This window comes from Comamonas serinivorans, assembly GCF_002158865.1.
Taxonomy (GTDB): Bacteria; Pseudomonadota; Gammaproteobacteria; order Burkholderiales; family Burkholderiaceae_C; genus Comamonas_E; species Comamonas_E serinivorans.
Map to the genome: position 1 here is coordinate 3,400,369 of NZ_CP021455.1, position 25,466 is coordinate 3,425,834.

Genomic DNA, 25,466 nt, shown 5'->3' on the forward strand with positions numbered 1-25,466 from the left:
CCCAGCCGACACCGCCATGCAGGGATTCGCACCGCGTGCGACAATCGCGCCACTTTCCAGGCCCGTCATCGCACGGGCCTTTGTCCGGCTCCTTGCTCACAATCCAATGTCATCCAATCTGCATCCCATGCTCAACGTGGCGATTCGCGCCGCGCGTGCTGCTGGCTCGATCATCAACCGCGCGGCGCTCGACATCGAGGCCGTTCGCGTGTCGCAAAAGAACATGAACGACTTCGTGACCGAAGTCGATCACGCCAGCGAGGCCACCATCATCGAGCAGCTGCTCACCGCCTACCCGAACCACGGCATCCTGGCCGAGGAATCGGGCACGCAGCATGGCAACCCGAATGCAGATCATGTGTGGATCATCGATCCTCTGGATGGCACGACGAACTTCATCCACGGTTTCCCGGTTTACTGCGTGTCCATCGCCTTGCAGGTGCAGGGCCGCATCGAACAAGCCGTCATCTACGACCCCTCGCGCAACGACTTGTTCACGGCCACCAAGGGCCGCGGCGCCTACATGAACGAGCGCCGCATCCGCGTGTCCAAGCGCACGCGCCTGTCCGAAACGCTGCTGTCCACGGGCTTCCCCTACCGCAAGACCGACCACTTCAACCGCACGCTGCGCATCATCGGCGAGGTGATGCAGCAAGCCGCCGGCGTTCGCCGCCCCGGCGCAGCCGCGCTGGACCTGGCCTACGTGGCGGCTGGCTTCACCGACGGCTTCTTTGAAACCGGCCTGCAACCATGGGACACCGCCGCCGGCAGCCTGCTGGTGACCGAGGCCGGCGGCCTGATCGGCAACTACTCGGGCGAGGCCGATTTCCTGCACCGCGGCGAATGCGTGGCCGCCAACCCGCGCATCTACGGCCAACTGGTGCAGATCCTGCAAAAGCACAGCCGCGTGAACGCCCAAGCCAGCGCCCCTGCTGACGAGGGTGACGTGCCCGCGGGCGGCGAGCCTGCATAAGACGCATGGCTTGAGGCAGTATCACGCCATGCTCGTTTCAAATTGAACGGCGATGCATTGATACTGCCGTCCCTCAGCAAAAAACGCCGCATCGCGGCGTTTGTGCGTTCTGGTCCACGCAGGGCGCGCAAGGGTGCGCTGCGCCGGCCTCCGGGCCTGGCCATCCCCCGCCATGACGCACGCTGGGCTGCGAGATCCAGGCAGCCCGTGTCGGGTGGCCTTCACGGGCTTTGGGCTTCACGTCACTTGAGGATGCCCGGCAGCGAGGACGATGGCCCCGAAGCGCTTCCTCTGCGAGGCCGCCCGACCTGGGACTTGAAGGCCGTGCCAATGCAGCCGCAGCCCGCACCTGTTCAACCTCGAGGTGACGCTGCGCCAAGTCCAGCTCCGTGCACCTTGAACGTCACCGGCGCTGCCCTTTTCGGCCACCGAACGACGTGGCCCTGTGGCCCGTTCGCTGCAATCCTGTTCAGGCTGCCATTCCAGGAACCATCCATCGCTTCGCCTCGACGACGGAGGCCAGCAGTCACTGCGCCGGCTTGTCGCTGAGCTCGCTCAGGTTCTTTTTCAGCTCAGCCGCCATGGGCAGGTTCAGCGCCGTGTTGCGCGGCGGGATCGGGCCCATGAACCAGCGGTTGTAGGCCTGCTCGAAGGCGCCCGACTTCATCATGTCGCCGATGGTGGCATCGACCAGCTGCTTGAACTCGGGGTCGTTCTTGCGCAGCATGCAGGCATAGGGCTCGACCTGCAGCGCGTCGCCCACCACCTCGAAATCGGCCGGGCTCTTGGCGTTGGCGATCAGGCCAAACAGCAGCACGTCGTCCATGGCGAAGGCGGCCACGCGATCGGCCTGCACCAGCAGGAAGGCATCGGCATGGTCCTTGGCCGAGTCGATCTGGATGTCCAGCCCCTGGTCGGCCGAGTACTTGCGCACCACCTGCTGGTTGGTCGTGCCCGTGGTGATGGCGATGGTCTTGCCCTTCAGGTCGGCGTAGTTCTTGATGCCCGAGCTCTTCTTCACGAGCAGGCGCGTGCCGGTGTAGAAGTGGTTGATGGCGAAATCGACCTCTTTGCCGCGCGCGCTGTTGTTGGTGGTCGAGCCGCACTCCAGGTCGGTCGTGCCATTGGACAAGAGCGGGATGCGGTTGGCCGAGGTGACGGACACCCACTCCACCTTCAGGTTGGGCTTGTTGAGCTTGCGCTTCACGGCTTCGGCCACGGCCTTGGAGATGTCGACCGCCATGCCCACGGGTTTGCCGGCGGCCTCCAGGTAGCTCAAGGGGACCGACGACTCGCGGTACGACAGCACGATCTTCCCGGAGTCGTTGATCTTCTGCAGCGTGCTGGCGGCCTGCGCAGCGGCGGGCACCGCCAGCGCCGCGCTGCACAGCAGGCCCAGGACAGCGAGTTTCGGGGCCATGCGGGGGGTTCTCTTCATGATGTGCGCTCCTGAGGTCAAGGCGAAAAATCCGTGCCTGGGCACCTTACGGCATGCACCCAGGCGGGCAATGGGGAAATCCGCATGCGGGTATGTGCGCGGTTGCCCCATCGCCGGGCCAAGGGTGGACGAAGCCAACGCGCGCCCACGTCACGCCGGAGAAGCAACAGGCGTGCCACGCTGTGCACTGCCGCTGTGCGGCTTCATCCACCACCGAGCTGCCCGACACGTCGATGGCGGCCACCTGGTCGCCCTGCTCGGCGGGATACCCGTGCCCCATGGGCATCCCGGCGGGCGGAAGCTGGGGCAAAGCCAAGCATGCCCAGCGCAGGCGCTGGCGCCTCCATGTGGGCGCTTGCCCAACGATGCAGCAGACAAGCTCAGGGGCCTGCGCCTCCACATGAGGGAACAGCTCCAAGGCGGCGCACACGGGCCCTTCCCACCGCGCGTGCACTCTGCAACATCCGCGCGCTTGCACCCGGCCGCATCATCCCCACGTGTCCAAGGGGCCCGCCAACTGGCGTTAAGCTTGCCCCATCGGCCCCCGTCTGCTTGCGTCCCGCCGGGTCGCCGCGGGAGATGGAACACCTGTTGGAACGTTTGCCATGGACCTGAACGATTTGCCACGCTGGAAAGACCGACTGCACGACCTGCCGCATCCTGATCTGGCGGCCTGGCGCGACGACCTGCGCGCCCGCTGGCCCGAGCTGCGCCAGCGTCTGCCCGACCTGCGCACCCGGCTGCCCGAATGGCGCGAGCGCCTGCCCGAGCTGCGCGATCGCCTGCCGGCCCTGCGCCGCCCCGAGCCGCAGACCGAAACCCTGCTGGTGGTCGCCGGCGCCACCATCCTGGCCACGGCCCTCACGGCCGCGCTGACCTGGGGCTGGCGCAAGCGCGTGGCCAAGCGCCTGCATGACGTGGTGCCGGTGTACGACTTCGACGCCGAGCGCTTCGGCGGCAGCTGGCAGGAGTACGCCCACATCACCCAGCGCGGCCACGAGCCGGCGACCGAAGCCGCGGTGTTCGTGTCGGCGCAAGAGGACGGCAGCCTGCAGCTGGCGCGCCGCCGCTATTGCCCGCTGCACATGCGCTGGCACACCGAGGCGCACACGCTGCACCCGGTGCGCACGCCCGACATCGCCGCCTTCGAGTCCGACCACAAGGGCAAGCAATTCGGCATCGTGATGCTGGACCCGCATTACCGCTGGGCGCTGCTGGTCGGCGAAACGGTGGATCAGCTGTGGATGCTGGTGCGCCCCGACACCAAGCTGCCCTCGCGCATCTACAACCAGATGCTCGATGAGGCCCGCGTGCTGGGCTTCGACACCAGCCGCATCCACGTGCTCAATCCCTGACCAGGCACCAACCAAAAGCAGTATGGGGCTGTTGCCGATCAAGCTTGATCGGCAACAGCCCCATACTGCTTCTGGCGGCTCACAGGCCGGGCAGACAATCGCCCAGGCCCGGCCAAGGCGCCGCCATGCGGCGCCTGTGCCTCAGCTGAACATGGCCTTGCGCGGGCCCAGGTAGCCGAACAGGTAGGCCGCCACCTTGCGCATTTGAATCTCTTCCGCGCCCTCGGTGATGCGGTAACGGCGGTGGTGGCGGTAGATGTGCTCGAACGGCTTGTGGCGCGAGTAGCCGATGCCGCCGTGCGTCTGCATGGCCTGGTCGGCCGCCTGGCACACCAGGCGGTTGGCCCAGTAGTTGCACATGCTGATCTTGTCCGACAGCTCGTGCTCGATGCGCTTGTGCTCGATCTGGTCCATCTCCCAGGCCGTCTTGTAGATCAGCGTGCGCAGCATGTGGCACTGCGTGGCGATCTCGACCAGCGGGAACTGGATGCCCTGGTTGCGCGCCAGCTCCTGGCCAAAGGGTTTGCGCTCGCGCGCGTACTTGACCGACTCCTCCAGGCAGTACGTCGCCGCACCCAGCGAGCTGGCGGCCTGGCGGATGCGGTTCTGGTGCACAAAACTTTGCGCGATGGACAGGCCCCCGCCCTCGGCGCCCAGGCGCACCGAGTCCGGCACCCACACGTCCTTGATGGTCATGCGCGGGTGGTCGGTGGGCATGTTGAAGGTCCACATGTACTCGTCCACCGTCATGCCGGGCGTGCCCGTGGGCACCAGGAAAGCGGTGATGCCCTTGGCGTCGCCATCCTGGCCGCTGGTGCGCGCGAACACCGTGCAGTGCGTGGCCGTGTGCATGCCGGTGATCCACATCTTGCGGCCGTTGATCAGCCAGCCGTCCACGCCATCGCGGGTCTCGCGCACGGCGCGCGTTTCCATGAAGGTGGCGTCCGAGCCATGGTCCGGCTCGGTCAGACCAAAGGCGGCGCGGCGCTTGCCGGCAAAGCCGCCCAGGATGAACTCCTGCTGCTGCGCCTCGGTGCCGAAGTGCTCGAACATGGCCACGAAGGGGAAATTGCCGACGATGGAATGCTCGTTCTGCAGGTCGTTGTGCAGGCCCAGGCCCTGCTGGGCGAAATGGTCGCGGATCACCGCCATCCAGAGGTTGGAGCCGTCCTTGCCGCCGTACTTCTTGGGCGCGGAAAAACGCCAGTGGCCGGCCTTGTCGGCCCGCATCTTGGCTTCCCACAGCAGGGCTTCCCACTCCTCGCGCGGCAGCCCCTGGTCTTCGAAATTGGTGCGGGCGTACTCGCGGCGGTGGTCGAAGAAACGGATGTTGTCGTTCTCGTTCTCCAGCGGCTTGATCTCGCGCGCGATGAAATCGTCCAATTCGGCCAGATAGGCCTTCAGGTCCTCGGGCAGGGCAAAGTCCATGGTGTCTCCTGTTGCGGTGGTCGGCCAGGTCGGTGCCAGACCGTCGGGTTGCGGACGGGGGGCATACCCCTCGCCTCATCGGTGATTGAGTATCCCCACGTTGCCGTCAATTTGACAACGGCAACTGGGTGATACTGCATCGATCAATGCAAGGCTTTGCCCATCTGGCCCAGCAGGGCCTGGGTGGGGCACATGGCGCCGGGCCAGCGGGCCTGGGCGCGCTTGAGGGCGGCGTACTTGGGCACATCGTTGCTGAGCTTGTCGAGCACGGTGCGGCGCAGGTGGGCCAGCAGGCCGGGCGTGGCCAGCGTGGCCTTGCCCGACAGCAGGTCCTGCGCCAGCGCATGGTCTTCGACCACGGCCGGCCTTGCCAGCTCGCGGCGCACCATGCCCAGGGCATTCAGCGCCACCACGGTCTGGAACTTGTCGTGCCCGCTCATGCGCGGCTTGATCTCGGCCTCCAGCCATTCGGCCACGGCCGTGACGATCTCGGCCGCCGAGGGCTCGCCCTGCGGCGAGGCCTTGTCGGGTGCGGCCGGTGGCAGCTGCAGCTCGCGCTCGACCTCGGGGGCCTCGTCCTCGAGCAGCGTCAGCAGGTCCAGCTCGTTCTCGGCCGTGCGCCGGCCGATGACCACGCGCTCCAGGCTGCGGTCGGCGCCGCTGCGCCAGCGCGTGCCCATGCGGATGCAGCCCAGCGCCCACCACAGGGTGCGCAGCACCAGCCAATAGTGAAAGCGCTGCCGGTCGACGGAGCGGCCGCTGGCGGCCTCGTAGGCGGCGAAGTACTCCTCGAACTGGCCCAGGCCATACGCGGGCTTGTCGATGTGGCCAAAGCGCCAGACCGTCATGCAGCCAAAAGCCAAGTCCTCGTGCGGGTCGCCGATGTGCGACAGCTCCCAATCGAGCACGGCGGCCAGGCCCTCGCCATCGGCCATCACGTTGCCCATGCGGAAATCGCCGTGCACCAGCGTGGGCTCGCACGGCTCGGGCAGGTGGGCATGCAGCCAGTGCAGCGCCAGCGCCAGGATGGGGCGATCGGCGCCGAACTCCTCGAACTGCAGCTGCAGCTGCGCCAGCATGGTGGCAGCGTCGCTGCGCGGCACGCCATCGACGGCGTCGAGCGGCACGCGGTGGATGCCCGCCAGCTCGCGGGCCAGGTCGGCCAGCAGGCTGGGCGCGGGCGCCGCCAGGATGGTGGCGGGGTTCACCTCGGCCTCGACCCGGCGCATGACGAAGCCGGTGCCCAGGCCGTCCTCGGGCTGCAGCTCGGCCACCACCTCGGGCGCCCGCACGCCGGCGGCGCGGGCCGCACGGATCAGGCGGGCCTCCACGTCGTGGCTGTAACTGCGCCCCTGCATGAAGGCCTCGGACGGCGCGCGGCGCAACACAAAGCCCTGGCCGTCGCAGTCGAACGACCAGCTTTCCATGTTGGCGCCGCCACTCAGGCGACGCAGGGATTCGATGGCACCGGAGGTGCCCAGGTCTCGCACCAGCGGCGCTCGCAGGCGCTCGGCGATGTCGGTGTGGCTCAGGCTGGCGGTCACGGCGTCAGCTCCCAAAAAATGAAGATGGGGGCGATGATTGGACAGGCCCGCCCAAAGCGCTGTAACCCCGGCTACAGGGCCGTGGCGGCTCGGGTCGCGCGGGCGTCAGCACAGCGCCTGCGCAGCCTGCTGGTGCACCGTCGATGCGGCAACCATCAAACCAGTATCAGGTCATTTCCGATTGCTATATATGAATTGATGAATGATACCTAGACGCAACTCATCCTGGACAGATTGCATCGCGGCCAACCCGCTGCGGCATGGGGGCCCATGTGTTTTTCTGTCGCGCAGGCGGCATCGCCGAGCCGCAACGCTGCATCGCACCGGGTGCTTGCGCACCCATGTCGGCACTGGGCAGTGTTCAGTTGTGCAGCGCGGCGCGATCGGCGCCAGCGCCACCCAGGGTCAACCAGGTGAGCGCCACACCGCACAGCGCGCCGGCCGCCATGCCGATCACCATGGGCAGCGGTTTGCCGGTGGAAAACAGCCCCACGACCTGCATGGCGATGGCGCCACTCAGCATCTGCAGCGTGCCGAGCAAGGCCGCCGCCGTGCCGGCGATCTCGCCATGCGCCTCCAGCGCCAGCACCGAGGTGGTCGGAATCACCAGGCCCATCAGCGCGCTGGCGATGAAATACAGGCCGATCAGCACCGCCAGCTGATCGCCGCCCAGCAGGTAATAGGCCAGCAGGCTGCACATGACCACGCCACACAGGCTGGCCGCCCACTTGACCACGGGCACCAGGCCGAAGCGCTGGCCCAGCGGCCCGGTGAACTGCGCCACACCGATGAAGGCGATGGCGTTCAGCGCAAACGCCATGCTGTATTGCGTGGTGGACAGGCCATAGTGGTTGATCAGCACAAAGGGCGAGCCCGCCAGGTAGACGAAAAAGCCCGACATGGCGCAGCCGCCGATGAAGACCAGCCCCAGGTAATGCCAGTCGCGCAGCAGCCAGGCGTAGGCCGACAGTGCGTCGCGCCAGGTGCTGCCCGCACGTGCGGCGGCATCGCGCGTTTCGGGCAGGCCGCGCACCATGGCGGCCAGGCCCAGCACGGCCGACAGCGTGACCGACCAGAACACCCAGCGCCAGCCGCCCAGTGCGATCACCGCACTGCCGGCCAGCGGCGCCAGGATGGGCGAGACGCTGAACACCAGCATCAGCAGCGACATCATGCGAGCCGCCTGGTGGCCGGTGTGCAGGTCGCGCACCACGGCACGCGGAATCGCCATGCCGGCCGATGCGCCCAGGCCCTGCACGAAACGCAGCGCCACCAGGGTGTGGATGTCCTGCGCCAGCGCGCAGCCGATGCTGGCCAGCACGAACAGGCCCAGGCCCAGGTACAGCGGCTTTTTGCGGCCCCACAGGTCAGACAGCGTGCCGAACACCGGCTGGCCCACGCCCAGCGCCAGGAAGAAGGCCGTGAGGCTGGCTTGCACCGCCGCCACCGGCGCGTTCAGGCTGGCGCCGATCTGCGGCAGCGCCGGCAGGTACATGTCGATGGCAAACGGCCCGATGGCCGAGAGCAGGCCCAGGATGAGCACCATGCGCAGGGCAACGGCGTCAGTCGGTGCATCCGTGTGCGGGCTGGATGCGGCGTGCCCGGTCTGCGTGGACGCCGTGCCGGGTGCGGAAGTGGGTGAAAACGTGGGCGATGTGTTGGGCGCCCCCGCGGGCGCCTGTGAAGAAGGGGAAACCATGCCCCGATTGTTGCGGACGCGCACCGCCCTGATGGCGGTGGGGCCGTATGCCGGCTCACCCGCCCCGATCACCGCCGGCACGGCGGTGCGCAGCCGCCGCCACGGCCCTCATCATCCCGCCGCGCGCGGGCGCTGGTTGGTCCACAGGTAGGCCGGGTCGTTGAAGCCCGGTGTGGACGGGTGACCCGGCGTGACGAGTGCATCGATCACGGCCTCGTCCTCGGGGGTCAGCGCCCAGTCGGCCGCCGGCAGGTAGGCCTGCCATTGCGCCAGCGTGCGCGGCCCGGCGATGACCGAGCTGACGGCCTCGTGTGCCAGCACCCAGGCGGTGGCAAACTGCGCCGGCGTGATGCCGCGCGACTCGGCATGGCGGGCCACCTGCTGCGCGATGGTCAGCGATTCGGGCCGGAACTCGGTCTGCATCATGCGGCGGTCGGCACGGCCGGCGCGCGTGTCGGCCGGCGGCACCTCGCCGGGCGCGTACTTGCCCGTCAACACGCCGCGCGCGATGGGGCTGAACGGCACCACACCCAGGCCATGGAACTTGCAGGCCGGCAGGATGTCGGTCTCCGGTCCCCGGTTGAGCAGGTTGTAGTAGGGCTGGCAGACCACGGGCTGCGGCATGCCGATCTGACGCGCCTGGTGCACGGCTTCGGCAATGCGCCAGCCGCGGAAGTTCGACAGCCCCCAGTAGCGCAGCTTGCCCGCGCGCACCAGGTCGTCGAGTGCCCGCAGCGGCTCCTCCAGGTCCAGCCCCGCGTAGTCGCGGTGCAGGTAGAGGATGTCGATGTGGTCCGTGCCCAGGCGCTTGAGGCTGGCCTCGACCTCGCGCACCATCCACAGCCGCGAGTAACGCGACTCGTTCGGCCGGTTGCTCATGGCATTGCCCAGCTTGGTGGCCAGCACCCAGTCGTGACGCTGGCCCGCCAGCAGCTTGCCCAGCAGGGTCTCCGAGGCGCCCTTGCTGTACACGTCGGCTGTGTCGATGAAGTTGACGCCGGCCTCGCGCGCGCTGGCCACGATGCGCGCCGACTCCGCCTCGTCGGTCTGGTCGCCGAACATCATGGTGCCCAGGCACAGCGTGGACACCTGCAGCGGGCTCTTGCCCAGGGAACGGTATTGCATGAAGGCCTCCTCAACAGGGTGAAAGGCGGCAAGCGCGCAGCATGTACCGCGACCTGCCACGAAGCAAACAACCAGTACACCCCACCGACCGTTCACCAATGAACGACAATGGGCTCATACTGGCCGCAACAAAACACACACGAGGCGCGCTGGCCCCGCGGTCGCATCAGGCCGAGAGCTTGCTGAAATCGGGCTTGCGCTTTTCGGCGAAGGCGGCAAAGGCCTCGCGGGCCTCGGCGCTCTTCAGGCGCTGCTGGAAGACCTCGCCTTCCCGGTCCATCTGGGCGCTGATGAAGGCCGCATCGCGCATGAGCCGCTTCATGGCCGTGAGCGAGCCCGCGGGCTTGCTGGCCAGCTGGCGGGCCAGGCGGTTGGCCTGCGCGCGCAGGTCAGGCAGGGGCACCACGCGGTTGGCCAGGCCCAGGTCCAGCGCGCGCTGGGCCGACACGGGCTCGCCCAGCGCGAACATTTCGTAGGCGCGGGCGTAGCCGATGCGCTGCGGAATCAGCCAGGTCGACGCGGCCTCGGGCACCAGGGCCAGGTTCACGAACGGCGTGACCAGCTCGGCATCGTCGGCCAGCACCACCAGGTCGCAGTGCAGCAACAGCGTGGTGCCCACACCCACGGCCTTGCCTTGCACGGCCGCCACCAGCGGCGTGGTGGCGTTGGCAAGGTTCTTCAAAAAGCGCGCCACGTGGCGCACGGCCGGACCAGCCCCGCTGGACTGCTTGGCGAAATCGCCGAGGTCGTTGCCTGCGGTGAACATGTCGCCATCGCCCTGGAAGACGGTGGCCCGGATCTCGGGCTGGGCCTCGGCCGCTTCGAGGGCATCGGCCAGCGCGCCGTACATGTCGTTCGTCAGCGCATTCTTTTTGTCGGGTCGCGTCAGCGTGATGGTTTGCACGCCGTCCAGCAGTTCAACGGTCACATCGGCCATGGGGTCGCTCCTGAAAAATGAGGGATTGGGGCGCAGTATCGCGCGCACGCGCGTAGGGCCTGAGCCGGGCGCGACTGCTGCGCAGGGTCATCCACCGAATCTGCATGCGGTATATGCAGACTCTCGTTGATTTTGAAATGCCAGTGGCACCATACTGCAGTCAGTCCTGCAAAACCCGCCTGCCTGCTTCCAAGCCAGATCGGCCCTGGGCGGACGCACCGCCGACGTCGTGACGGTCTCTCCGCCCCAGCTCGCCTGGGGTTTCATCTTCGGGTCTTCAAGCTTGGCCGGTGCGGCAGTGCTCGCGCTGGTCGACCACCGCGTCGCGCGCTTCCAGGTGTTGGTCGCGCAGCGCGGTCTGCACGCTGCACCAAGGCGCCGTGGTGACGGCGAGGCCGGCAGGCGATGACGCCTTGCGGTTGCCATGCGGCCTGCCCGGACGCTGAACCCGGGCCTGAAGACCCAGGCGCCCTGCCCGTCCTTCGGTCATCGGCCCGTGGCTCAGGCGCGCTCGATCTTCAGCGCGGCCTCGTCGAGGATGGCGGCCAGGGCCTGGACCTGCGCCTCGCTCAAGGCGGCGCCCGCGGCGCCGGGCTGGCCATCGAGCTTGAGGCGCAACGCGGTCTTGAAGTTCTCGAGCGCGCGCACCAGCTGCGGGGGACGTCGGCGCTCGCCGCGGCCTTTGCCCTCGGCCAGGCGCGCCAGCAGGCGTTGCACGGCGGGTGCCTGCTCGTCCAGGGCCTGCTGGCCTTCGGGCGTGAGGGTGTACTGCTTGCGGCCGCCCTGGGTTTCCGTGGCGGTGACGTGGCCCATGTCGACCAGGTAGCTCAAGGTGGGGTAGATGGTGCCCGGGCTGGGCTGGTAGTCGCCGCCCACCAGCTCGCCCACGGCGCGGATGATGTCGTAGCCGTGGCTGGGTTGCTGCGCGATGAGGTGCAGGGCAATGAGGCGCAGGCCGCCCGACTCGAACATGCGCTCGCGCTTGCGGGCCCGGTGCTCGGGGTCATGGTGGGGGCCGTGGCCCATGGGGTCGCGGTGGCCATGCCGGCCGAAGCCCGACAAACCATCGTTCAAGGGGCCGCGCGGGCTGTGCAGGCTGTGGTGAAAGGCGTGGTGGTGATGGTGGTGATGAGGCATCGAAGCTCCTTGTTGAAGACATATCTAAGATATATCTTTAAAAGGTGGCTTTCAAGCCCATCGGGCCCCGTTATTGTGTAAAGTTAGGGCGTCGAACCCAAGATGCACACAGTATCCGTGCATCTTCGTTTACCCTTCAACGAGAATGGGGTTGTACTACCCCATTCATCGTCATTGGGCTTGCACACCGGTTTCCTGCGTCAAGCGACGCACGATGGGGAAGTCACGCTTGAAGCTGGCCTGGGCCTGTTCGGCGACCGCGGCCATGCCACCGCGACCACGGCCACCGGCGTGGCCTTGCTGCGGCTCAGCTGGCTGCCGCTGTGGTGGGGCCAGCAGTCGGTCTGGGTCTTCATCGCCGGCATGCTGCTGATCGTCGGTGCAGGCCGGCATGACGATCACCTGGGCGACGGCTCGGGGGCAAACCGTTGGCTACGTCACGGCCACGCCGGCCCAGCCCTCAAGGCCACAGGGGGTGCCTTCAGGTCACACAGCGGCTCATCACGGAGCTGGCGGCCCGGCCGGGCCCGTCACTCGTAGACGACCGCCGCACGGCCTTCGTCGGCCTGCGCCATCCAGCCCTTGAGCGCTTCGTCGCTCGGGAAGATCCAGGCCCGGTTGCCCAGCTCCAGCTCGGCCGTCACCCCGACGCCGCCCTCGGCGGGCCGCCGCTCCAGCGCAATGCGCACCGGCAGGCCGTGGCGCAGGTCGCCCTCCTCCGTGACCTCGACCTGGGCCGGGTGCTCGGCGATCAGGGCGCGCACATCGGGGGCCGCCTCGCCCACGACCACGCGCAGGAAGCGGCCGAAGCGACAACGCGCCTGCGCCAGGCTCCAGACCTGAGTGACCTTGAGCCGGAACCCACCCGAAAAGCGATCGGGCTGCATCAGCGCGGTGACGATCACGGTCTCGTCGTCCTTGAGCAGGCCTTTGGCGGCGGTGATCACCCGCTCGTCGGCCGTGGCCTCGATGCTGGCCGACTTGTCGTCCAGCTTGAACAGCGCCAGCTTGCCGCGCTGGCCATTGATGACGCGCAAGTCACCGATGATGCCGGCCAGCGTCAACTGGTCGCGCGTCTCGCCCAGGTCGGCGATGCGGCGGCGCGCAAAGCGGCGCACCTCGGCCTCGACCTCGTCGAACAAATGGCCCGAGAGGTAAAAGCCCACCGCCGTCTTCTCGAGCGTGAGCTGCTCGCGCACGCCGAAGGGCACGGCGGCCACCAGCGGGGGTTCTTCGGTGCTGGCGCCGGGGCCATCGTCAAACGCATCGAACAAGCCGCCCTGGTTGGCGTTCTCGTGCGTGGCGCTGGCAAAGTCGAAGGCCAGGTCGATGGAGGCGATGAGGCTGGCGCGGTCGCGCAGGATGGCGTCGAACGCACCGGCCTTGATGAGCGCCTCCAGCGTGCGCTTGTTGAGGCGGGCGCGGTCCACGCGCACGCAGAAATCGAACAGGCTCTTGAACGGCCCCGCGATGTCGCCCTTGGGCCCGGTGCCCCGCCCTTCACGCGCGGCGATGATGGCCTCGATGGCTTGCTCGCCCGTGCCTTTGACCGCGCCCAGGCCATAGCGGATCACGGTGTTGGACACCGGCTCGAAGCGGTAGGTGCCGCGGTTCACGTCGGGCATCTCGAAGCTCAGGCCCTCGCGCAAGGCGTCTTCGTAGAGCACCTTGAGCTTGTCCGTGTTGTCCATTTCCACGGTCATGTTGGCGCAGAAGAACTCGGCCTTGTAGTGCACCTTGAGCCAGCCCGTGTGGTAGGCCAGCAGCGAGTAAGCGGCCGCGTGCGACTTGTTGAAGCCGTAGCCCGCGAACTTCTCCATCAGGTCGAAGATCTCGTCGGCCTTGGCTTCGTTGATGCCGTTCTTGGCCGCCCCCTCGCGGAAGGTGGCTCGGTGCTTGACCATCTCCTCCACCTTCTTTTTGCCCATGGCACGGCGCAGCAAGTCGGCGCCACCCAGCGAGTACCCCCCCAGCACCTGGGCGGTCTGCATCACCTGCTCCTGGTACACCATGATGCCGTAGGTCTCGGCCAGCACCCCTTCGACCAGTGGGTGCGGGTACTCCACCTCTTCGCGGCCGTGCTTGCGCGCGATGAAGGTGGGGATCAGGTCCATGGGCCCCGGGCGGTACAAGGCGTTCAGCGCGATCAGGTCTTCCAGCCGGCTGGGCTTGGCGTCCTTGAGCATGGCCTGCATGCCGCGGCTTTCAAACTGGAACACGGCTTCGGTGCGGCCCTCCGAGAACAGCGTGTAGGTCGCGCGGTCGTCCAGCGGAATGGTCTCGAACGCGAAGTTCTCCTGCCCCTTGTGGCGGCGCACGATGAACTCGCGCGCGAGTTCCATGATGGTCAGCGTGGCCAGCCCCAGGAAGTCGAACTTCACCAGCCCGATGTCCTCGACGTCGTTCTTGTCGAACTGGCTCACCGCCGAGTCGCTGCCCGGCTGCTGGTACAGCGGGCAGAAATCCGTCAGCTTGCCCGGCGCGATCACCACGCCACCCGCGTGCATGCCGATGTTGCGCGTCAGCCCTTCGAGCTTTTGCGCCATCTCGATGAGGTTCTTGACGTCCTCCTCCTTGCGCACGCGTTCGTACAGCAGGGGCTCCAATTCGAGCGCGTAGTTGTTCTTGTCGCCCTCCTTCTTGGGCTCGGGCGGGTAGGCCAGCGTGTACGACATGCCCGGCTTGGCCGGCACCAGCTTGGAGATGCCGTCGCAGAAGGTGTAGCTCATGTCCATCACCCGGCCCACGTCGCGGATGGCGGCCTTGGCCGCCATGGTGCCGAAGGTGGCGATCTGGCTCACGGCCTCCTTGCCGTACTTCTGCTTCACGTAGTCGATCACGCGGTCGCGGTTGCTCTGGCAGAAGTCGATGTCGAAGTCGGGCATGGACACCCGCTCCGGGTTCAGGAAGCGTTCGAACAGCAGGTTGTACTGAAGTGGATCCAGGTCGGTGATCTTGAGCGCATAAGCCACCAGCGAGCCCGCGCCCGAGCCCCGGCCCGGGCCCACAGGGCAGCCGTTGTTCTTGGCCCAGTGGATGAAGTCGGCCACGATGAGGAAGTAGCCCGGAAAGCCCATGTTCAAGATGGTGCCGAGCTCGAACTCCAGCCGTTCCTGGTAGCGCGGCCGGGCTTCGTCGCGCTTGGCCGGGTCCGGAAACAGCAGCACCAGCCGCTCTTCCAACCCCTCGTTCGACAGCTGGCGGAAGTACTGCTCCACCGACATGGGCGTGCCATCGTCCAGCAGCGGCGTGGGAAAGTTAGGCAATTGCGGCTTGCCCAGCACCAGCTCCACGTTGCAGCGACGCGCGATTTCCACCGTGTTCGCCACGGCCGACGGCACGTCGGCAAACAAGGCCTCCATCTGCTCGTGCGTCTTGAAGCACTGCTCGCGCGTGAAGCGGCGCACCCGCTTGGCATTGCCCAGCACCTCGCCCTCGGCAATGCACACCCGTGCCTCGTGCGCCTCGTAATCGTCCGGCGTCAGGAACTGGATGGGGTGCGTGGCCACCACTGGCAGGTTCAGCCGCGCGGCCAGCTGCACGGCGGCCACCACCTGGGCCTCGTCATCGGCACGGCCGGCGCGCTGCAGTTCCAGGTAAAAGCGGTGCGGAAACACCGCGGCCAGGGCCAGGGCCGACTCGCTGGCACGCGCCTCGGCGCCCGCCAGCAAGGCCTGGCCCACCGGGCCGGCCGCCGCGCCCGACAAGGCCATCAAGCCCTCGGCCAGTTCCTCGATCCAGGCGAACTGAGCCACCGCCTGGTCGCGCTCCACGCCCCGCGTCCAGGCCCGGGCCAGGATTTCGCACAGGTTGAAATAGCCTTGCGTGCTCTGCACCAGCAACACGATGCGCGAGGTGTCGCCCGGCGCCATACCGGGCAGCCCGCTGATCACCACCTCGGCCCCCAGCACCGGCTTGACGCCCTTGCCGCGCGCGCCCTTGTAGAGCTTGACGGCGCCGAACAGGTTGCTCAGGTCGGTGACGGCCAGCGCAGGCTGCCCATCCTTGGCCGCGGCCTTGACCAGATCGCCGATGGTGCTCGTGCCATCGACGACCGAAAACTCTGAATGACTGCGCAGGTGAACAAACATCGCGCGATTTTAGAGACCCCGGCCCGCTCGCCCGAGCCGGCGAACGGTCAGCCCACGCGCTGCGAGGCCATGCGCCGGCCGAACCGTGCCCAGTCGTCGTGGTCACGGCCCACTTCGGGGACGGGGGAGCCAAGCACGATGACCAGACGATGAGGCTTGGCGCTGCCGATCAGTGCCAGGATGGCCGAGCGCTGGAAAACGGGGGCTGACCCGTCAGCAGGTGCCACGTCATGCTGGCGCGTGCCAGGCCTCACGCCCTGGCGACACAGGGCCAGCTGCGGCGCCAGGGCTGAGTCACCCCATGGTTTGAACGGTCAGCACCGGTTGGCTGCCCTCTGCATCCGAGCAATTCAAAAGGCAGTACACCCGGCTTCTCGCTCAACAGACAACGAGAGCCGGGCGATACTCGATTCATCAATTCAACACGCGCACATGGGGGACCACCGAGCCGTAGTTCCCGTTTTGCGCCGTGTTGCGCAGCGAGGTGGCGGAATAGCCCAGCATGGGGCCGTGGCGCAGGCCATCTTGGCTCAGCGCGCGCGATCTGAAGATGGCCCACCCGGCTTCATAGACACCTGGCCTTCCTAATTCGCGACCCAGCGGCGTCAGGCCGGCCTGCAAGACCTGGACGGACCCAAACGTCACCACCGTCACCACCCCACACGCACGCCAGGGCTGCGGCAAGGCAAAGCCCGCATCTGATAAGGCATTCATTTCGCGGTTCCAGACCTCCAGGCCCGCGGGGCTGCACACCATGCTGCCCATCTCCCCGTTTGGCGGGAGGACCACGCCACTAACCCCGGGCAGCCTCAACAATTGACCACTGCGGGGATCCACCGCCACCACATAGCGGCGCAGGGGTTGGCTGATCACCCAATCCGTGGCACCGGGCACGCTGGTCGCCTCCACCGTGTGCACGAATTCATTGGCCAGGCCGGGCCGACCTTCGCCACGGCTGTGTTGCGCCTCTACCTGTGCCTGGGCCGACGTGCCGGCCAGCGGCGTGGACAGGTCGGGCAGGTCGCTCCAGCTCAGGCCGTTCAGCGTGAGCACAGGATCCGTCGTTTGAGCCAGGCCCGCAGATCCAGCGGCCACATCGGTCTGAGGTGCGAACGCCCAGTTCGCCACAGCCGGCCGGCCCTGTGCATCCACCGCCGCCACCGCGTGCTGGCGCCCGCTGTAACTGGCGTAATTCGACAAGCGGATGATTTGCCACATGCCCATGAGCCCGCCCGTGGGCGGCGCCAGACCCACGGCACGCGCTTGATCTTCGCGGGTGATGGCAGCCGGCTGCGTCAGGACGGCCAACGCAGCGGCATCGCACGACGCGGGTAAGCCTTTTTGGGGACGGATGACATTGAACAGGACACCCGAATCTCCGGGCGCGACATCTGCCATGACGATGGCCTCGACCAGCCCCTCGCGCGTGTGCAGAGCCTTGGCGTCTGCCGGCAGTTCGGGCTGCAGGCGGTCCGTGCGAAAAGCCACGCCGCTCAAACTGGCCGGCAGCGTACAGCTGTTGTCGGGCGTAACCAGGCGAGTCAGGCCATCTTCCCCCTGCGACAGGCTGGCCGTCCACACATCGCTCGGACCGAGAAGCACCATGAAGTCGAGCAGCGTGTCGCCATTGGCCGCGCCGCGAAAGCGCACCTTCAGCAGCTTGCCGTTGACCGGGTCGGTGTTGACCCAGCTGAGCAGCGTGTTGTTGTCACCCTGGGTGCTGAAATATGGCGTGATGAGCTGGTGGCCCGGCTCGTCGCTGGTCCAACGCAGCTGCGTGGCCGTGGTGCCCGTGCCGGGGCCGAAGAGCTGCGCCTGGCTGGGGCCAGCCGAGCAGACCCATGCCATTGCGGCAGCGGCCAGCCAGGTCATGCGTGCAGGGCATGTCATGGATTCTCCTTGGCGGGCGACAGCAGACGAACGTGGGGCGTTACGCTGCCGTAATTGCCATTCTGTGAAACGTTGCGCAGCGAGGTTGCGGCATAGCCCAGCACCGGCAATCCCTCCGGCTCGGCAAAGGACGCCCTCACCCAACCCGCTTGAAGGGCCTGGGGGATGATGTTCCACACACCACGGGGCGTGAAGGCGGTCTGCAACACGGTCTCAGAGCCGTCGTCGGCAGGCATGGAAGGAACATCCACCACACCGCACAGGCTGACTTGACTCACCACAGAAAACGACGTGCTGTGACTCACGCCGTCTCGATCCACCATCAAGGGCGTGAACGAGGTGCACACCTGCTTGCCCCAGGGCTTGGTCACCACCTGCCAAGAGGCTGCCCGGTCAGCGGGCACCACCTGCCCGGTCTGGCCGTCAAACGCCATCACATAACGCTTCAACGGTTGCGTCAGCACCCAGTCTGTCGACCCGGGCACGCTGGCACCCTCTGCGGTCGACACGAACTCATTGGCAACGGCCGTCGCGGTGATGCCTGCGGCCAACGCCTGCACCTGCCCCTGGGCAGACGTTCCCACCACGGGGGTCGACAGGTCCGGCAGGTCGCCCCAGGTCAAGCCATGGAGGGTGAGCACCGGGTCGGTCGTTTGCGCCTTGGCCACGTCATCGGCCGGTTCCGCGGATTGGGGTGCCCATGCCCAGTTGGCGGCAGCGCGCTGGCCCAGCGCATCGACCGCAGCGATGGCGTGCTGGCGGCCCGCGTAGCTGGCGTAATTCGACAGGCGGATGATTTGCCACATGCCCATGAGCCCGCCCGTGGGCTGCGCCAGACCCAGCGCCTGGGCCTGGGCCTCGGTGGCGAGTGCGCCGGGCTGCGTGAGGGGAGCGAGCACATCGGCGGCGCACCGCTTCCGTCGCACTTCGTCGTACAGCGACCCCGGCGCCACATCGGCCATCTGCACGGTCTCGACCAAGCCTTCACGGGTGTGCATGGCCTGGGCGGTCGCCGTCAAGCCGGGCTGCAGCCGATCGGTGCGGAACGCCACGTCCTTCAAGCTGGCCGGCAGCGTGCAACTGCCGTCGGGCGAGGTGAGGCGCGTGATGCCATCTTCGCCTTGCGACAGGCTGGCCGTCCACACGTCGCCAGGACCGAGGAGCACCGTGAAATCGAGCAGCGTGTCGCCATTGGCCGCACCGCGAAAACGCACCTTCAGCAGCTTGCCGTTGGTGCGGTCGGTGTTGACCCAGCTGAGCAGCGTGTTGTTGTCACCCTGGGTGCTGAAATACGGCGTGATGAGCTGGTGGCCCGGCTCGTCGCTGGTCCAGCGCAGCTGCGTGGCCGTGGTGCCCGTGCCGGGGCCGAAGAGCTGCGCCTGGGCGGCGCCCGCGCAGGCCAGCGTCACCGCGCCAGCAGCCGCCAACGTTGCCGCCCGCCAGCGCGGGAGTTTGGTCTGTTTCATGCCGATCTCCCTGTGTCGATGTGCGCCTGAAGCAGGCACACCCTCCTGCCAGTATGGGGCCATTCCCGTTTCAAATTAAACGGTAACAACCCCATACTGCCTGCATCATGATGCCGACGGCGCCACGCCGTTGGCCTTGAACCACTCCTGCAGCTGCTGCCAACCGGCCTCTGCGGCGGCCTTGTGGTAGGTGGGCCGGTAGTCGGCGTGGAAACCGTGGTCGGCCTCGGCAAACAGCTCGATCTTGCTGGCCTTGGCCGCGGCGTTGCCCGCGTCGCCGGCCACGGTCAGCGCCTGGCGCATGGCCTCGACCGACTCGAGCGGAATGCCGGCATCCTTGGCGCCGTACAGGCCCAGCACCGGCGCTTTCAGCTCGCCGGCCACCTCGACCGGGTGGCGCGGCGTCAGCTCGGTCTTGGTGCCGGTCATGCGGCCGTACCAGGCCACGCCGGCCTTGACCTTGCCGCTGGTTGCATACAGCCAGGTGATGCGGCCGCCCCAGCAAAACCCGGTGACCGCAGCCCGGCTGGCATCGCCGCCGTTGGCGCCGGCCCAGTCCAGCGCAGCGTCGAGATCGGCCATGACCTGCGCATCGGGCACTTTGGCGACGACCTCGGCCAACAGCTTGGGGATGTCGCTGTACTCGCGCGCATTGCCCTGGCGCAGGTACAGGTCGGGCGCGATGGCCAGGTAGCCCAGGCGGGCCAAGCGGCGGCAGGTGTCGGCGATGTAGGCGTGCACGCCAAAAATTTCTTGCACCACCAGCACCACGGGCAGGTTGCTTTTGCCGCGGGGCTTGGCCATGTAGGCCGGCACGCGCACGCCCGCAGCCAGGTAGGTGATGGTGCCGGCTTCCAGGCCGTCGCTGGCGGTGGTGATGGCGCTCTGGGCCATGAGCGGGCCGGCCGCGGCGGCGTAGCCCGCGCCCAGGGCCAGCTTCAAGGCCGTGCGGCGGCTCGTGCCCGAGCGTTCGTCGAAGGACAGGTCGTCGGCGTGCAGGTCAGGCATGGTGCGTGGCGGGCGTTGAATGAAGACGGATCAGTCTAACGTGTAGCCCGCGGCGGCGGCTGTCGTGTACTGGCAGCACCATCCCCCTGCCCGGCTTGGCGCCCTGTGCCATGCGATCCACCGGATCCAGGCTTGCGGGACTGAACCCTGGGCCGGATCGCTGACACGGGCACAACCGCTGAGCCGGATCATGGCCCCCCCACCACCCTGCCCGCGACGCGCCAAGGCTGACTGCGGCTGTGGTGACCGACAGGCGGCTCAGCGCTCGGCCAGGCTGCGCCATCGCCGCCACGCGGGCGCCAGCGCGGCCATCAGCGCCACCAGGCACAGCGCGTAAGCGGGCGCGCCCCACAGCCACCGAACGACCTCGCTGGTGTGGCGCCCGGTCAGGCTGCTGCCCAGGCTGTCCAGCGCCTGGCTCAGCACCAGCAGCATCACGGCCAGTCCGCCGCCCAGGCAGAGGTGGGTGCCCCAGGGCCGGCCGCGCCACACGCGCCACAGCCCCAGGCCCAGCAGGGGCAGACCGAGCAGCGCGGGCGCCAAGCTTCCGCGCAGGCCCACGGCACTGAGCCAGACGCCCAGCGTCAGCAGCAGCACCAGCGAGGCACTCAGCAAGGCCAGCTGGCCCCAGGTCAGCAAGCGGATGGCGAGCAAGGCCAAGGCGCAACACAAGGCCCACACCGCCAACTCAGCCAGGCTGTGGGCCAGCGCCAGCAGGGGGCTGCGCGGCGTATCGTCGGCGCGGGGCAGTTTCTGCAGGTGCTGGGTTTCGTAGGGGTACACGGCCTGGCCGTGGCGCGGGTGCACCCACCGGGCGTGGCGTGCCAGGTCCATGCGGTCGGTTTGCTGGTTGAGCCAGCCCAGGCGCATGGCGTCGGGCAAGGCCGCCAGGGCGTGCAGGCAGGCCTCGGGGGCGGGCGTGTCCACGCCGACATCGCGGCGATGGGCCGCGTAGCGCGTGTCGCAACGGTCCAGCACATCGCGAGCCTCGGACTGGCTGCGGGTCAGCTGCCCCTCGCCACCGGCCGCCAGCTCGGCTGCCTCAGCCGTTGCAGCTGCCACATCGGACGAGGCCCGCGACGAACCGCTGTGCGCACCGGCATTCGAGGGGGCACTGGTCGACGCCACAGCCTCCGCCATGGCCTTGGCCTGGCGCGCCTCTTCCGCTTGCCACAGGGCCTGGTAGGCGTTCAGGTGGTTGCGATAGGCCTGCACCAGGGCCTGTGCCTGCGTGCGTGCGCTGCCCCCTTCGGCCGCCACATAGCCCACGGCCTGCAGCAGCTGGGCGTGCTCGGCAATCTGCTGCGCGATGGTGTCGACCTGGCCGTGCTTGAGCAGGCGCAGGGCAAGCAGCGTGGGGGACAGGCCATCGGAGTTGGTCATCCTGGCCGTGGTGCCCGGCAGATCGGCCACCGCGTCCCAGTGGGGCACGAACGGCGCGTTGGCAGGCGCCACCAGGGCTTCGAGCAGCGCCACCCGCTCGCGCAGGCTCTCCTGCCGCTGCGGGTCCACCGGCACGCCGTGCGTCGCCTGCAGCCAGCGCGCTGCGGTCAGCCCGCGGTAAACGCGGTCCTGCAGCACCAGGGGCGCCAGCAGCAGCGCGCACAGCATGGCGCCCAGCAGCCATTCGCGCCACAGCGCAAACCGGCCTGCGGGCAGGTGGTCTCGCCAGCGGTTGTGCACGCGGGCGCTGACCAGCCACCCCAGCGCCTGCAGCAGGCCCAGCACCAGCCAGGTGACGAACATCACCTGCAGCGCCTGGCTTTCCGGCGTGTTGTGGCGCTCGATGTCGGTGCCCCCATCGGCACCCAGCCAGCGCGCCGGGTCGGCCAGCAGCCCCATGGTCAGCGCCCACGCCAGCAGCACCCCCAGGGCCAGCGGCACACAGCGGTGCAGGCGCAGCTGCCACAGCACGGGGCTGCGCTGCAGCACCGCGTCATCCCAGGCAAGCAGCAGGTGTTTCATGGCCATCCTCTCCATAATTCAGGGGGTATGCATTGCTTTTCAATGCATCCACATCGGCAACATCGGCATACCCGCTCACCTCATGCGGCTCAACGCACGAACAGGCGGCGGGTGGAACGCGTGATGTCGCGGAAGTAGCTCAGCGGCAGCCCCACCTCGACCGCGTGGCGCAGGAAGGCGCTGGCGTCGAAGGCAACGTGGAAGCTGATGATGCGGGTCTCGCCGCTGTGCGCGAGCTCGTGCGCGGGCAACCCGGCCAGCTTGGCCGCCAGCGCCGCGCCACTCAAGGGCGACTCGAACTCGATCGCGCTGCCGGCCATCTGCGCAAAGCGCTCGGCCACGTGGCGCGGCTGGCCCTGCTCGAGGAACAGCACCTGGTCGGCGATCTTTTCGACCTCGTACAGCTGCTGCGAGCTGAGCAGCAGCGCCAGCGGCTGCCACGGCGACCGCGCCATGTCGCGCAGGTCGGTCAGCAGGGTCTGCTGGGCGTTGATGTCCAGGTTGGCCAGCGGCTCATCCAGCAGCAGCACGCGCGGCGCGCACAACAGCGCACGCGCCAGTTCAAACCGCATCTTGTAGCCCGAGGACAGCTGCCGCCACGCGTGGCCGCGGAAGGCCCGCAAGCCCAGGCGCGCGATGACCAGCTGCACCAGCGTGTGCAGGCGCTCGCCCGTCACGCCATGGCTGCGCGCCGCAAAGGCCAGGTGATCGAGCAGGCGCCCGCCCCATTTGGGCGGCCGCTGCGGGATGTAGATCAGCTGGCTGCGCAGGCGGTGCACGTCACGGGCGTCGCAGCCCCAGTCCAGGCTGCCGGCGTCGGCCTGCAGGTCGGCCGCCAGCATGCGCAGCAGCGTGGTCTTGCCGTTGCCGTTCTCGCCCACCAGACCCAGGATCTCGCCGGGGTTCACGCGCACGTCCACCGGCCCCAGCTTGAAGCCGCCGCGCGCGTAGGCCTTGGTCAAGCCACGGGCCTGCACATAGCGGGCCACCGATCCGTCGCGGTCGGCCGCCGGACCGTCTCGGTCCCAGTCCCTGTCCCAGTCCTGCGCATCCAGCGCACTGGCGCCCATCACATTGGCGGTCAGTTCGCCCTGCAGGCCTTGCCAGGCCTGGCGCAGCACCGCCTGCCGGCGGCCCTCGTCGCCCGCCTCCAGCGCGTCCCATTCGTCCAGCCGCTGCAGCACCGCCCGCTGCGCCGGCGCCGCCAGCGGCGTGGCCGCATCCAGCACGCCATTCCAGGCCGTGTGCCATTCGCGGTTGTCCACCGCCGTCAGCACCGCCGCGCCCCAGGCGGCCAGGTCGTCGGGCGCTGGCCCGTGGCTTGCGTTCATGTGGTCCTCTCCTCCGGGCACTGTAACCGAGCCCCTCAGCATGCCTGGGCCCTGCGAAGCCTGTGTGAAGTCGCCATGCAGGCGCGCCCGCGTGCGCACACAGGTGATCGCGGGATCCCCGCAATTCGGGCAGGCTTGCACCATGCCGGCCTGGACCGGCCCCTGCAACCCAAGGAGACTCCGCATGCCCCTCGTGACCCGTGAAGACCGCAACGGCCTGACCATCCTGACCCTGAACCGCCCCGACAAACTCAATGCGCTGAACGTGGCCCTGTTCACCGAGCTGCGCGACCACGTGCTGCAGATCGCCGAACAGACCGAGCGCGTGGGCGTGGTGGTGCTGCGCGGCGCGGGCAAATGCTTCTCGGCCGGACACGACCTGGCCGACATCGCTGTGGGCGAAAAACCACCCAAGCCCAGCTTCCAGGCCGACACCATCGAAGCCCTGGCCAACCTGCCCCAGCCCGTCATCAGCGCCGTGCATGGCCACTGCTACACGGGCGCGCTGGAGCTGGCGCTGGCCGGTGACCTGATCCTGGCGGCCGACAACGCCAAGTTTGCCGACACGCACGCCAAATGGTCGCTGACGCCGGTGTGGGGCATGAGCCAGCGCCTGCCGCGCCGCGTGGGCCTGGCCAAGGCCAGCGAGATGATGTTCACCGCCAGAACCTACACGGCGCAAGAGGCCGTGGCCATGAACCTGGCCAACTTCTGCGTGCCCCTGGCCGACTTCGACGCCGAGATCGACAAGCTCGGCCAGCAGATCCTGGCCAACTCGTGGTTCAGCCACCGCGCCAACAAGGCCCTGCTGAAGGAAACCGACGGCCTGCCCCTGGCGGCCGGCCTGTCCTACGAAATCCACCGCAGCAAGGGCCGCGGCCCTGACATGCAAGAGCGCATCGCCGCCTTCAGCAACAAGACCGCCAAGGTCTCGTGAACGGCCGTGCCCGTTCGGGGCTTGACGCATCGCCGGCCCGTTGCGATGGGCCAAGCGCCGACAGGCCTGGCGTCTGGGCCCCGCACCAGGTGCCTTGAATCACCTTAGAGCCAGTATGGTCCATTTCTCGTTTTAAAGAAAACCGCATTCGACCCATACTGGTCGCGTCCATTCTTACAGGAGCATCCCATGACGACCCAAGCGCCTGTCTGGTTCATCTCCGGCAGCACGGCGGGCTTTGGCCTCGCGCTGGTGCACTGCGCGCTGCGCCACGGCCTGCGCGTGGTGGCCACCGGCCGCCACCTCACCACCCGCGACGTGGGGCTGACGCCCGGCGACCGCCTGCTCCTGCTCGACCTGGATGTGAGCGAGCCGGCCCAGATCCAGGCCGCGGTGGGTGCGGCCCTGGCGCACTTCGGCCGCATCGACGTGCTGGTCAACAACGCCGGCTATGGCTACCAGTCCAGCGTCGAGGAAGGCGACGACGACGCCATCCGCCAGCAGTTCGAGGTCAACTGCTTCGGGCTGTTCGCCCTCACCCGCGCCGTGCTGCCCCATCTGCGCGCGCAGCGCGCGGGCCACATCGTCAACGTCACCTCGGTGGCCGGCTTCATCGGCTCGCCCGGCATGGGGTACTACGCCGCCAGCAAGCACGCCGTCGAAGGCTGGTCGGACGCCCTGGCCGCCGAGGTGAGGCCGCTGGGCATCCACGTCACCTGCGTCGCGCCGGGCCCGTTTCGCACCGACTGGGCGGGGCGCTCGCTCGCCGTCACCCCCTCGGCCATCGCCGACTACCGCGACACCGCCGCCGCGCGCATGGCCCTCACGGCACAGCGTGCCGGCCACCAAGATGGCGACCCCGAGAAGGCCGTGGAAGCCATCGTCCAGGCCGTGCAAAGCGCCCAGCCCCCGCACCACCTGCTGCTCGGCGGCACCTCGGTCAGCCTGGTGAAACAGCGCCTGGAGCGGTCGCTGGCCGAGATCGAGCAATGGCGCGGCGTCAGCGAGGCCACCGACTTCACGGATTGAACGGCTCAGAACCGGACGCGGCGCATCGGACAGTCGGGGGATGTGGGGCGTTGGGCCACCCGGGCGTCGGCCATGAGGCCAAGCCGCCGCGCCAGTCTGCATGCCCCACCAGC

General features: G+C 68.2%; 18 protein-coding genes. 4 read left to right on the plus strand and 14 right to left on the minus strand.

All coding sequences use genetic code 11. The features are described 5' to 3' along the window. The first annotated feature begins 106 nt into the window (after window positions 1-106). On the plus strand, window positions 107-973 hold the full coding sequence (locus CCO03_RS14455) for an inositol monophosphatase family protein (RefSeq protein WP_087282173.1): 867 nt from the start codon (window positions 107-109) through the stop codon (window positions 971-973). A 526-nt stretch (window positions 974-1,499) separates the two neighbouring features. On the opposite strand, the gene CCO03_RS14460 is transcribed toward CCO03_RS14455, so the two are convergent. Next, a complete protein-coding gene (locus CCO03_RS14460; protein ID WP_087282175.1) occupies window positions 1,500-2,393 on the minus strand; it encodes an amino acid ABC transporter substrate-binding protein in 894 nt (297 codons plus the stop codon). Window positions 2,394-3,016: 623 nt separating this feature from the next. Here CCO03_RS14460 and CCO03_RS14465 point away from each other — a divergent pair. After that, window positions 3,017-3,766, plus strand: coding sequence for a lipocalin family protein (locus tag CCO03_RS14465; RefSeq protein ID WP_087282177.1), 750 nt, complete (start codon window positions 3,017-3,019; stop codon window positions 3,764-3,766). Between the two features lie 141 nt (window positions 3,767-3,907). Here the strand turns inward: CCO03_RS14465 and CCO03_RS14470 are convergent, their stop codons facing one another. The 13 genes from CCO03_RS14470 to CCO03_RS14535 all read right to left on the minus strand — a co-directional run bounded on the left by CCO03_RS14470 (window position 3,908) and on the right by CCO03_RS14535 (window position 23,387). Then, entirely contained in the window at window positions 3,908-5,194 is a 1,287-nt protein-coding gene (locus CCO03_RS14470) for an acyl-CoA dehydrogenase family protein (protein WP_087282179.1), read from the minus strand. A gap of 143 nt (window positions 5,195-5,337) precedes the next feature. Then, window positions 5,338-6,738 (minus strand): phosphotransferase family protein, encoded by a 1,401-nt coding sequence (locus CCO03_RS14475; RefSeq protein WP_205690310.1) that lies wholly within the window; start codon window positions 6,736-6,738, stop codon window positions 5,338-5,340. Between the two features lie 361 nt (window positions 6,739-7,099). Next, entirely contained in the window at window positions 7,100-8,284 is a 1,185-nt protein-coding gene (locus tag CCO03_RS14480) for a multidrug effflux MFS transporter (RefSeq protein WP_087282180.1), read from the minus strand. A gap of 264 nt (window positions 8,285-8,548) precedes the next feature. Beyond that, window positions 8,549-9,562: an aldo/keto reductase gene (locus CCO03_RS14485; RefSeq protein WP_087282182.1), complete on the minus strand. Its 1,014-nt coding sequence runs from the start codon at window positions 9,560-9,562 to the stop codon at window positions 8,549-8,551. 166 nt (window positions 9,563-9,728) lie between these two features. Beyond that, complete coding sequence (locus tag CCO03_RS14490; protein WP_087282184.1) at window positions 9,729-10,499, minus strand: enoyl-CoA hydratase-related protein; 771 nt, start codon at window positions 10,497-10,499, stop codon at window positions 9,729-9,731. A 501-nt stretch (window positions 10,500-11,000) separates the two neighbouring features. After that, entirely contained in the window at window positions 11,001-11,636 is a 636-nt protein-coding gene (locus CCO03_RS14495) for a PadR family transcriptional regulator (RefSeq protein ID WP_087282186.1), read from the minus strand. 171 nt (window positions 11,637-11,807) lie between these two features. After that, the gene (locus tag CCO03_RS14500; RefSeq protein ID WP_157667697.1) at window positions 11,808-12,029 is read right to left on the minus strand and encodes a hypothetical protein; all 222 of its coding nucleotides are present in this window, start codon (window positions 12,027-12,029) and stop codon (window positions 11,808-11,810) included. Window positions 12,030-12,166: 137 nt separating this feature from the next. Next, window positions 12,167-15,727 carry a DNA polymerase III subunit alpha gene (dnaE, locus tag CCO03_RS14505; RefSeq protein ID WP_087282189.1) on the minus strand — a complete coding sequence of 1,187 codons (3,561 nt, stop codon included), beginning with the start codon at window positions 15,725-15,727 and terminating at the stop codon, window positions 12,167-12,169. Window positions 15,728-16,141: 414 nt separating this feature from the next. Beyond that, a complete protein-coding gene (locus CCO03_RS14515) occupies window positions 16,142-17,599 on the minus strand; it encodes a hypothetical protein (protein ID WP_087282192.1) in 1,458 nt (485 codons plus the stop codon). 14 nt (window positions 17,600-17,613) lie between these two features. Further along, window positions 17,614-19,083: a hypothetical protein gene (locus tag CCO03_RS14520; protein WP_087282194.1), complete on the minus strand. Its 1,470-nt coding sequence runs from the start codon at window positions 19,081-19,083 to the stop codon at window positions 17,614-17,616. Window positions 19,084-19,188: 105 nt separating this feature from the next. Next, complete coding sequence (locus CCO03_RS14525) at window positions 19,189-20,091, minus strand: dienelactone hydrolase family protein (RefSeq protein ID WP_087282195.1); 903 nt, start codon at window positions 20,089-20,091, stop codon at window positions 19,189-19,191. A 258-nt stretch (window positions 20,092-20,349) separates the two neighbouring features. After that, entirely contained in the window at window positions 20,350-22,056 is a 1,707-nt protein-coding gene (locus CCO03_RS14530) for a hypothetical protein (RefSeq protein WP_157667699.1), read from the minus strand. 89 nt (window positions 22,057-22,145) lie between these two features. After that, a complete protein-coding gene (locus tag CCO03_RS14535) occupies window positions 22,146-23,387 on the minus strand; it encodes an ATP-binding cassette domain-containing protein (RefSeq protein WP_087282198.1) in 1,242 nt (413 codons plus the stop codon). Between the two features lie 184 nt (window positions 23,388-23,571). On the opposite strand from CCO03_RS14535, the gene CCO03_RS14540 reads away from it, so the two are divergent. Further along, window positions 23,572-24,324 carry an enoyl-CoA hydratase/isomerase family protein gene (locus CCO03_RS14540; protein ID WP_087282200.1) on the plus strand — a complete coding sequence of 251 codons (753 nt, stop codon included), beginning with the start codon at window positions 23,572-23,574 and terminating at the stop codon, window positions 24,322-24,324. A gap of 189 nt (window positions 24,325-24,513) precedes the next feature. Further along, window positions 24,514-25,353, plus strand: coding sequence for an oxidoreductase (locus tag CCO03_RS14545; RefSeq protein WP_087282201.1), 840 nt, complete (start codon window positions 24,514-24,516; stop codon window positions 25,351-25,353). Window positions 25,354-25,466 lie beyond the last annotated feature (113 nt).

Excerpts from the sequence above, each read along its gene's own strand:
- CCO03_RS14455 (WP_087282173.1), top strand. The coding sequence starts at position 107 with ATGTCATCCAATCTGCATCCCATGCTCAACGTGGCGATTCGCGCCGCG.
- CCO03_RS14460 (WP_087282175.1), bottom strand. The coding sequence starts at position 2,393 with ATGGCCCCGAAACTCGCTGTCCTGGGCCTGCTGTGCAGCGCGGCGCTG.
- CCO03_RS14465 (WP_087282177.1), top strand. The coding sequence starts at position 3,017 with ATGGACCTGAACGATTTGCCACGCTGGAAAGACCGACTGCACGACCTG.
- CCO03_RS14470 (WP_087282179.1), bottom strand. The coding sequence starts at position 5,194 with ATGGACTTTGCCCTGCCCGAGGACCTGAAGGCCTATCTGGCCGAATTG.
- CCO03_RS14480 (WP_087282180.1), bottom strand. The coding sequence starts at position 8,284 with ATGGTGCTCATCCTGGGCCTGCTCTCGGCCATCGGGCCGTTTGCCATC.
- CCO03_RS14485 (WP_087282182.1), bottom strand. The coding sequence starts at position 9,562 with ATGCAATACCGTTCCCTGGGCAAGAGCCCGCTGCAGGTGTCCACGCTG.
- CCO03_RS14490 (WP_087282184.1), bottom strand. The coding sequence starts at position 10,499 with ATGGCCGATGTGACCGTTGAACTGCTGGACGGCGTGCAAACCATCACG.
- CCO03_RS14495 (WP_087282186.1), bottom strand. The coding sequence starts at position 11,636 with ATGCCTCATCACCACCATCACCACCACGCCTTTCACCACAGCCTGCAC.
- CCO03_RS14500 (WP_157667697.1), bottom strand. The coding sequence starts at position 12,029 with ATGCCGGCCTGCACCGACGATCAGCAGCATGCCGGCGATGAAGACCCA.
- dnaE (WP_087282189.1), bottom strand. The coding sequence starts at position 15,727 with ATGTTTGTTCACCTGCGCAGTCATTCAGAGTTTTCGGTCGTCGATGGC.
- CCO03_RS14515 (WP_087282192.1), bottom strand. The coding sequence starts at position 17,599 with ATGACCTGGCTGGCCGCTGCCGCAATGGCATGGGTCTGCTCGGCTGGC.
- CCO03_RS14520 (WP_087282194.1), bottom strand. The coding sequence starts at position 19,083 with ATGAAACAGACCAAACTCCCGCGCTGGCGGGCGGCAACGTTGGCGGCT.
- CCO03_RS14525 (WP_087282195.1), bottom strand. The coding sequence starts at position 20,091 with ATGCCTGACCTGCACGCCGACGACCTGTCCTTCGACGAACGCTCGGGC.
- CCO03_RS14530 (WP_157667699.1), bottom strand. The coding sequence starts at position 22,056 with ATGAAACACCTGCTGCTTGCCTGGGATGACGCGGTGCTGCAGCGCAGC.
- CCO03_RS14535 (WP_087282198.1), bottom strand. The coding sequence starts at position 23,387 with ATGAACGCAAGCCACGGGCCAGCGCCCGACGACCTGGCCGCCTGGGGC.
- CCO03_RS14540 (WP_087282200.1), top strand. The coding sequence starts at position 23,572 with ATGCCCCTCGTGACCCGTGAAGACCGCAACGGCCTGACCATCCTGACC.
- CCO03_RS14545 (WP_087282201.1), top strand. The coding sequence starts at position 24,514 with ATGACGACCCAAGCGCCTGTCTGGTTCATCTCCGGCAGCACGGCGGGC.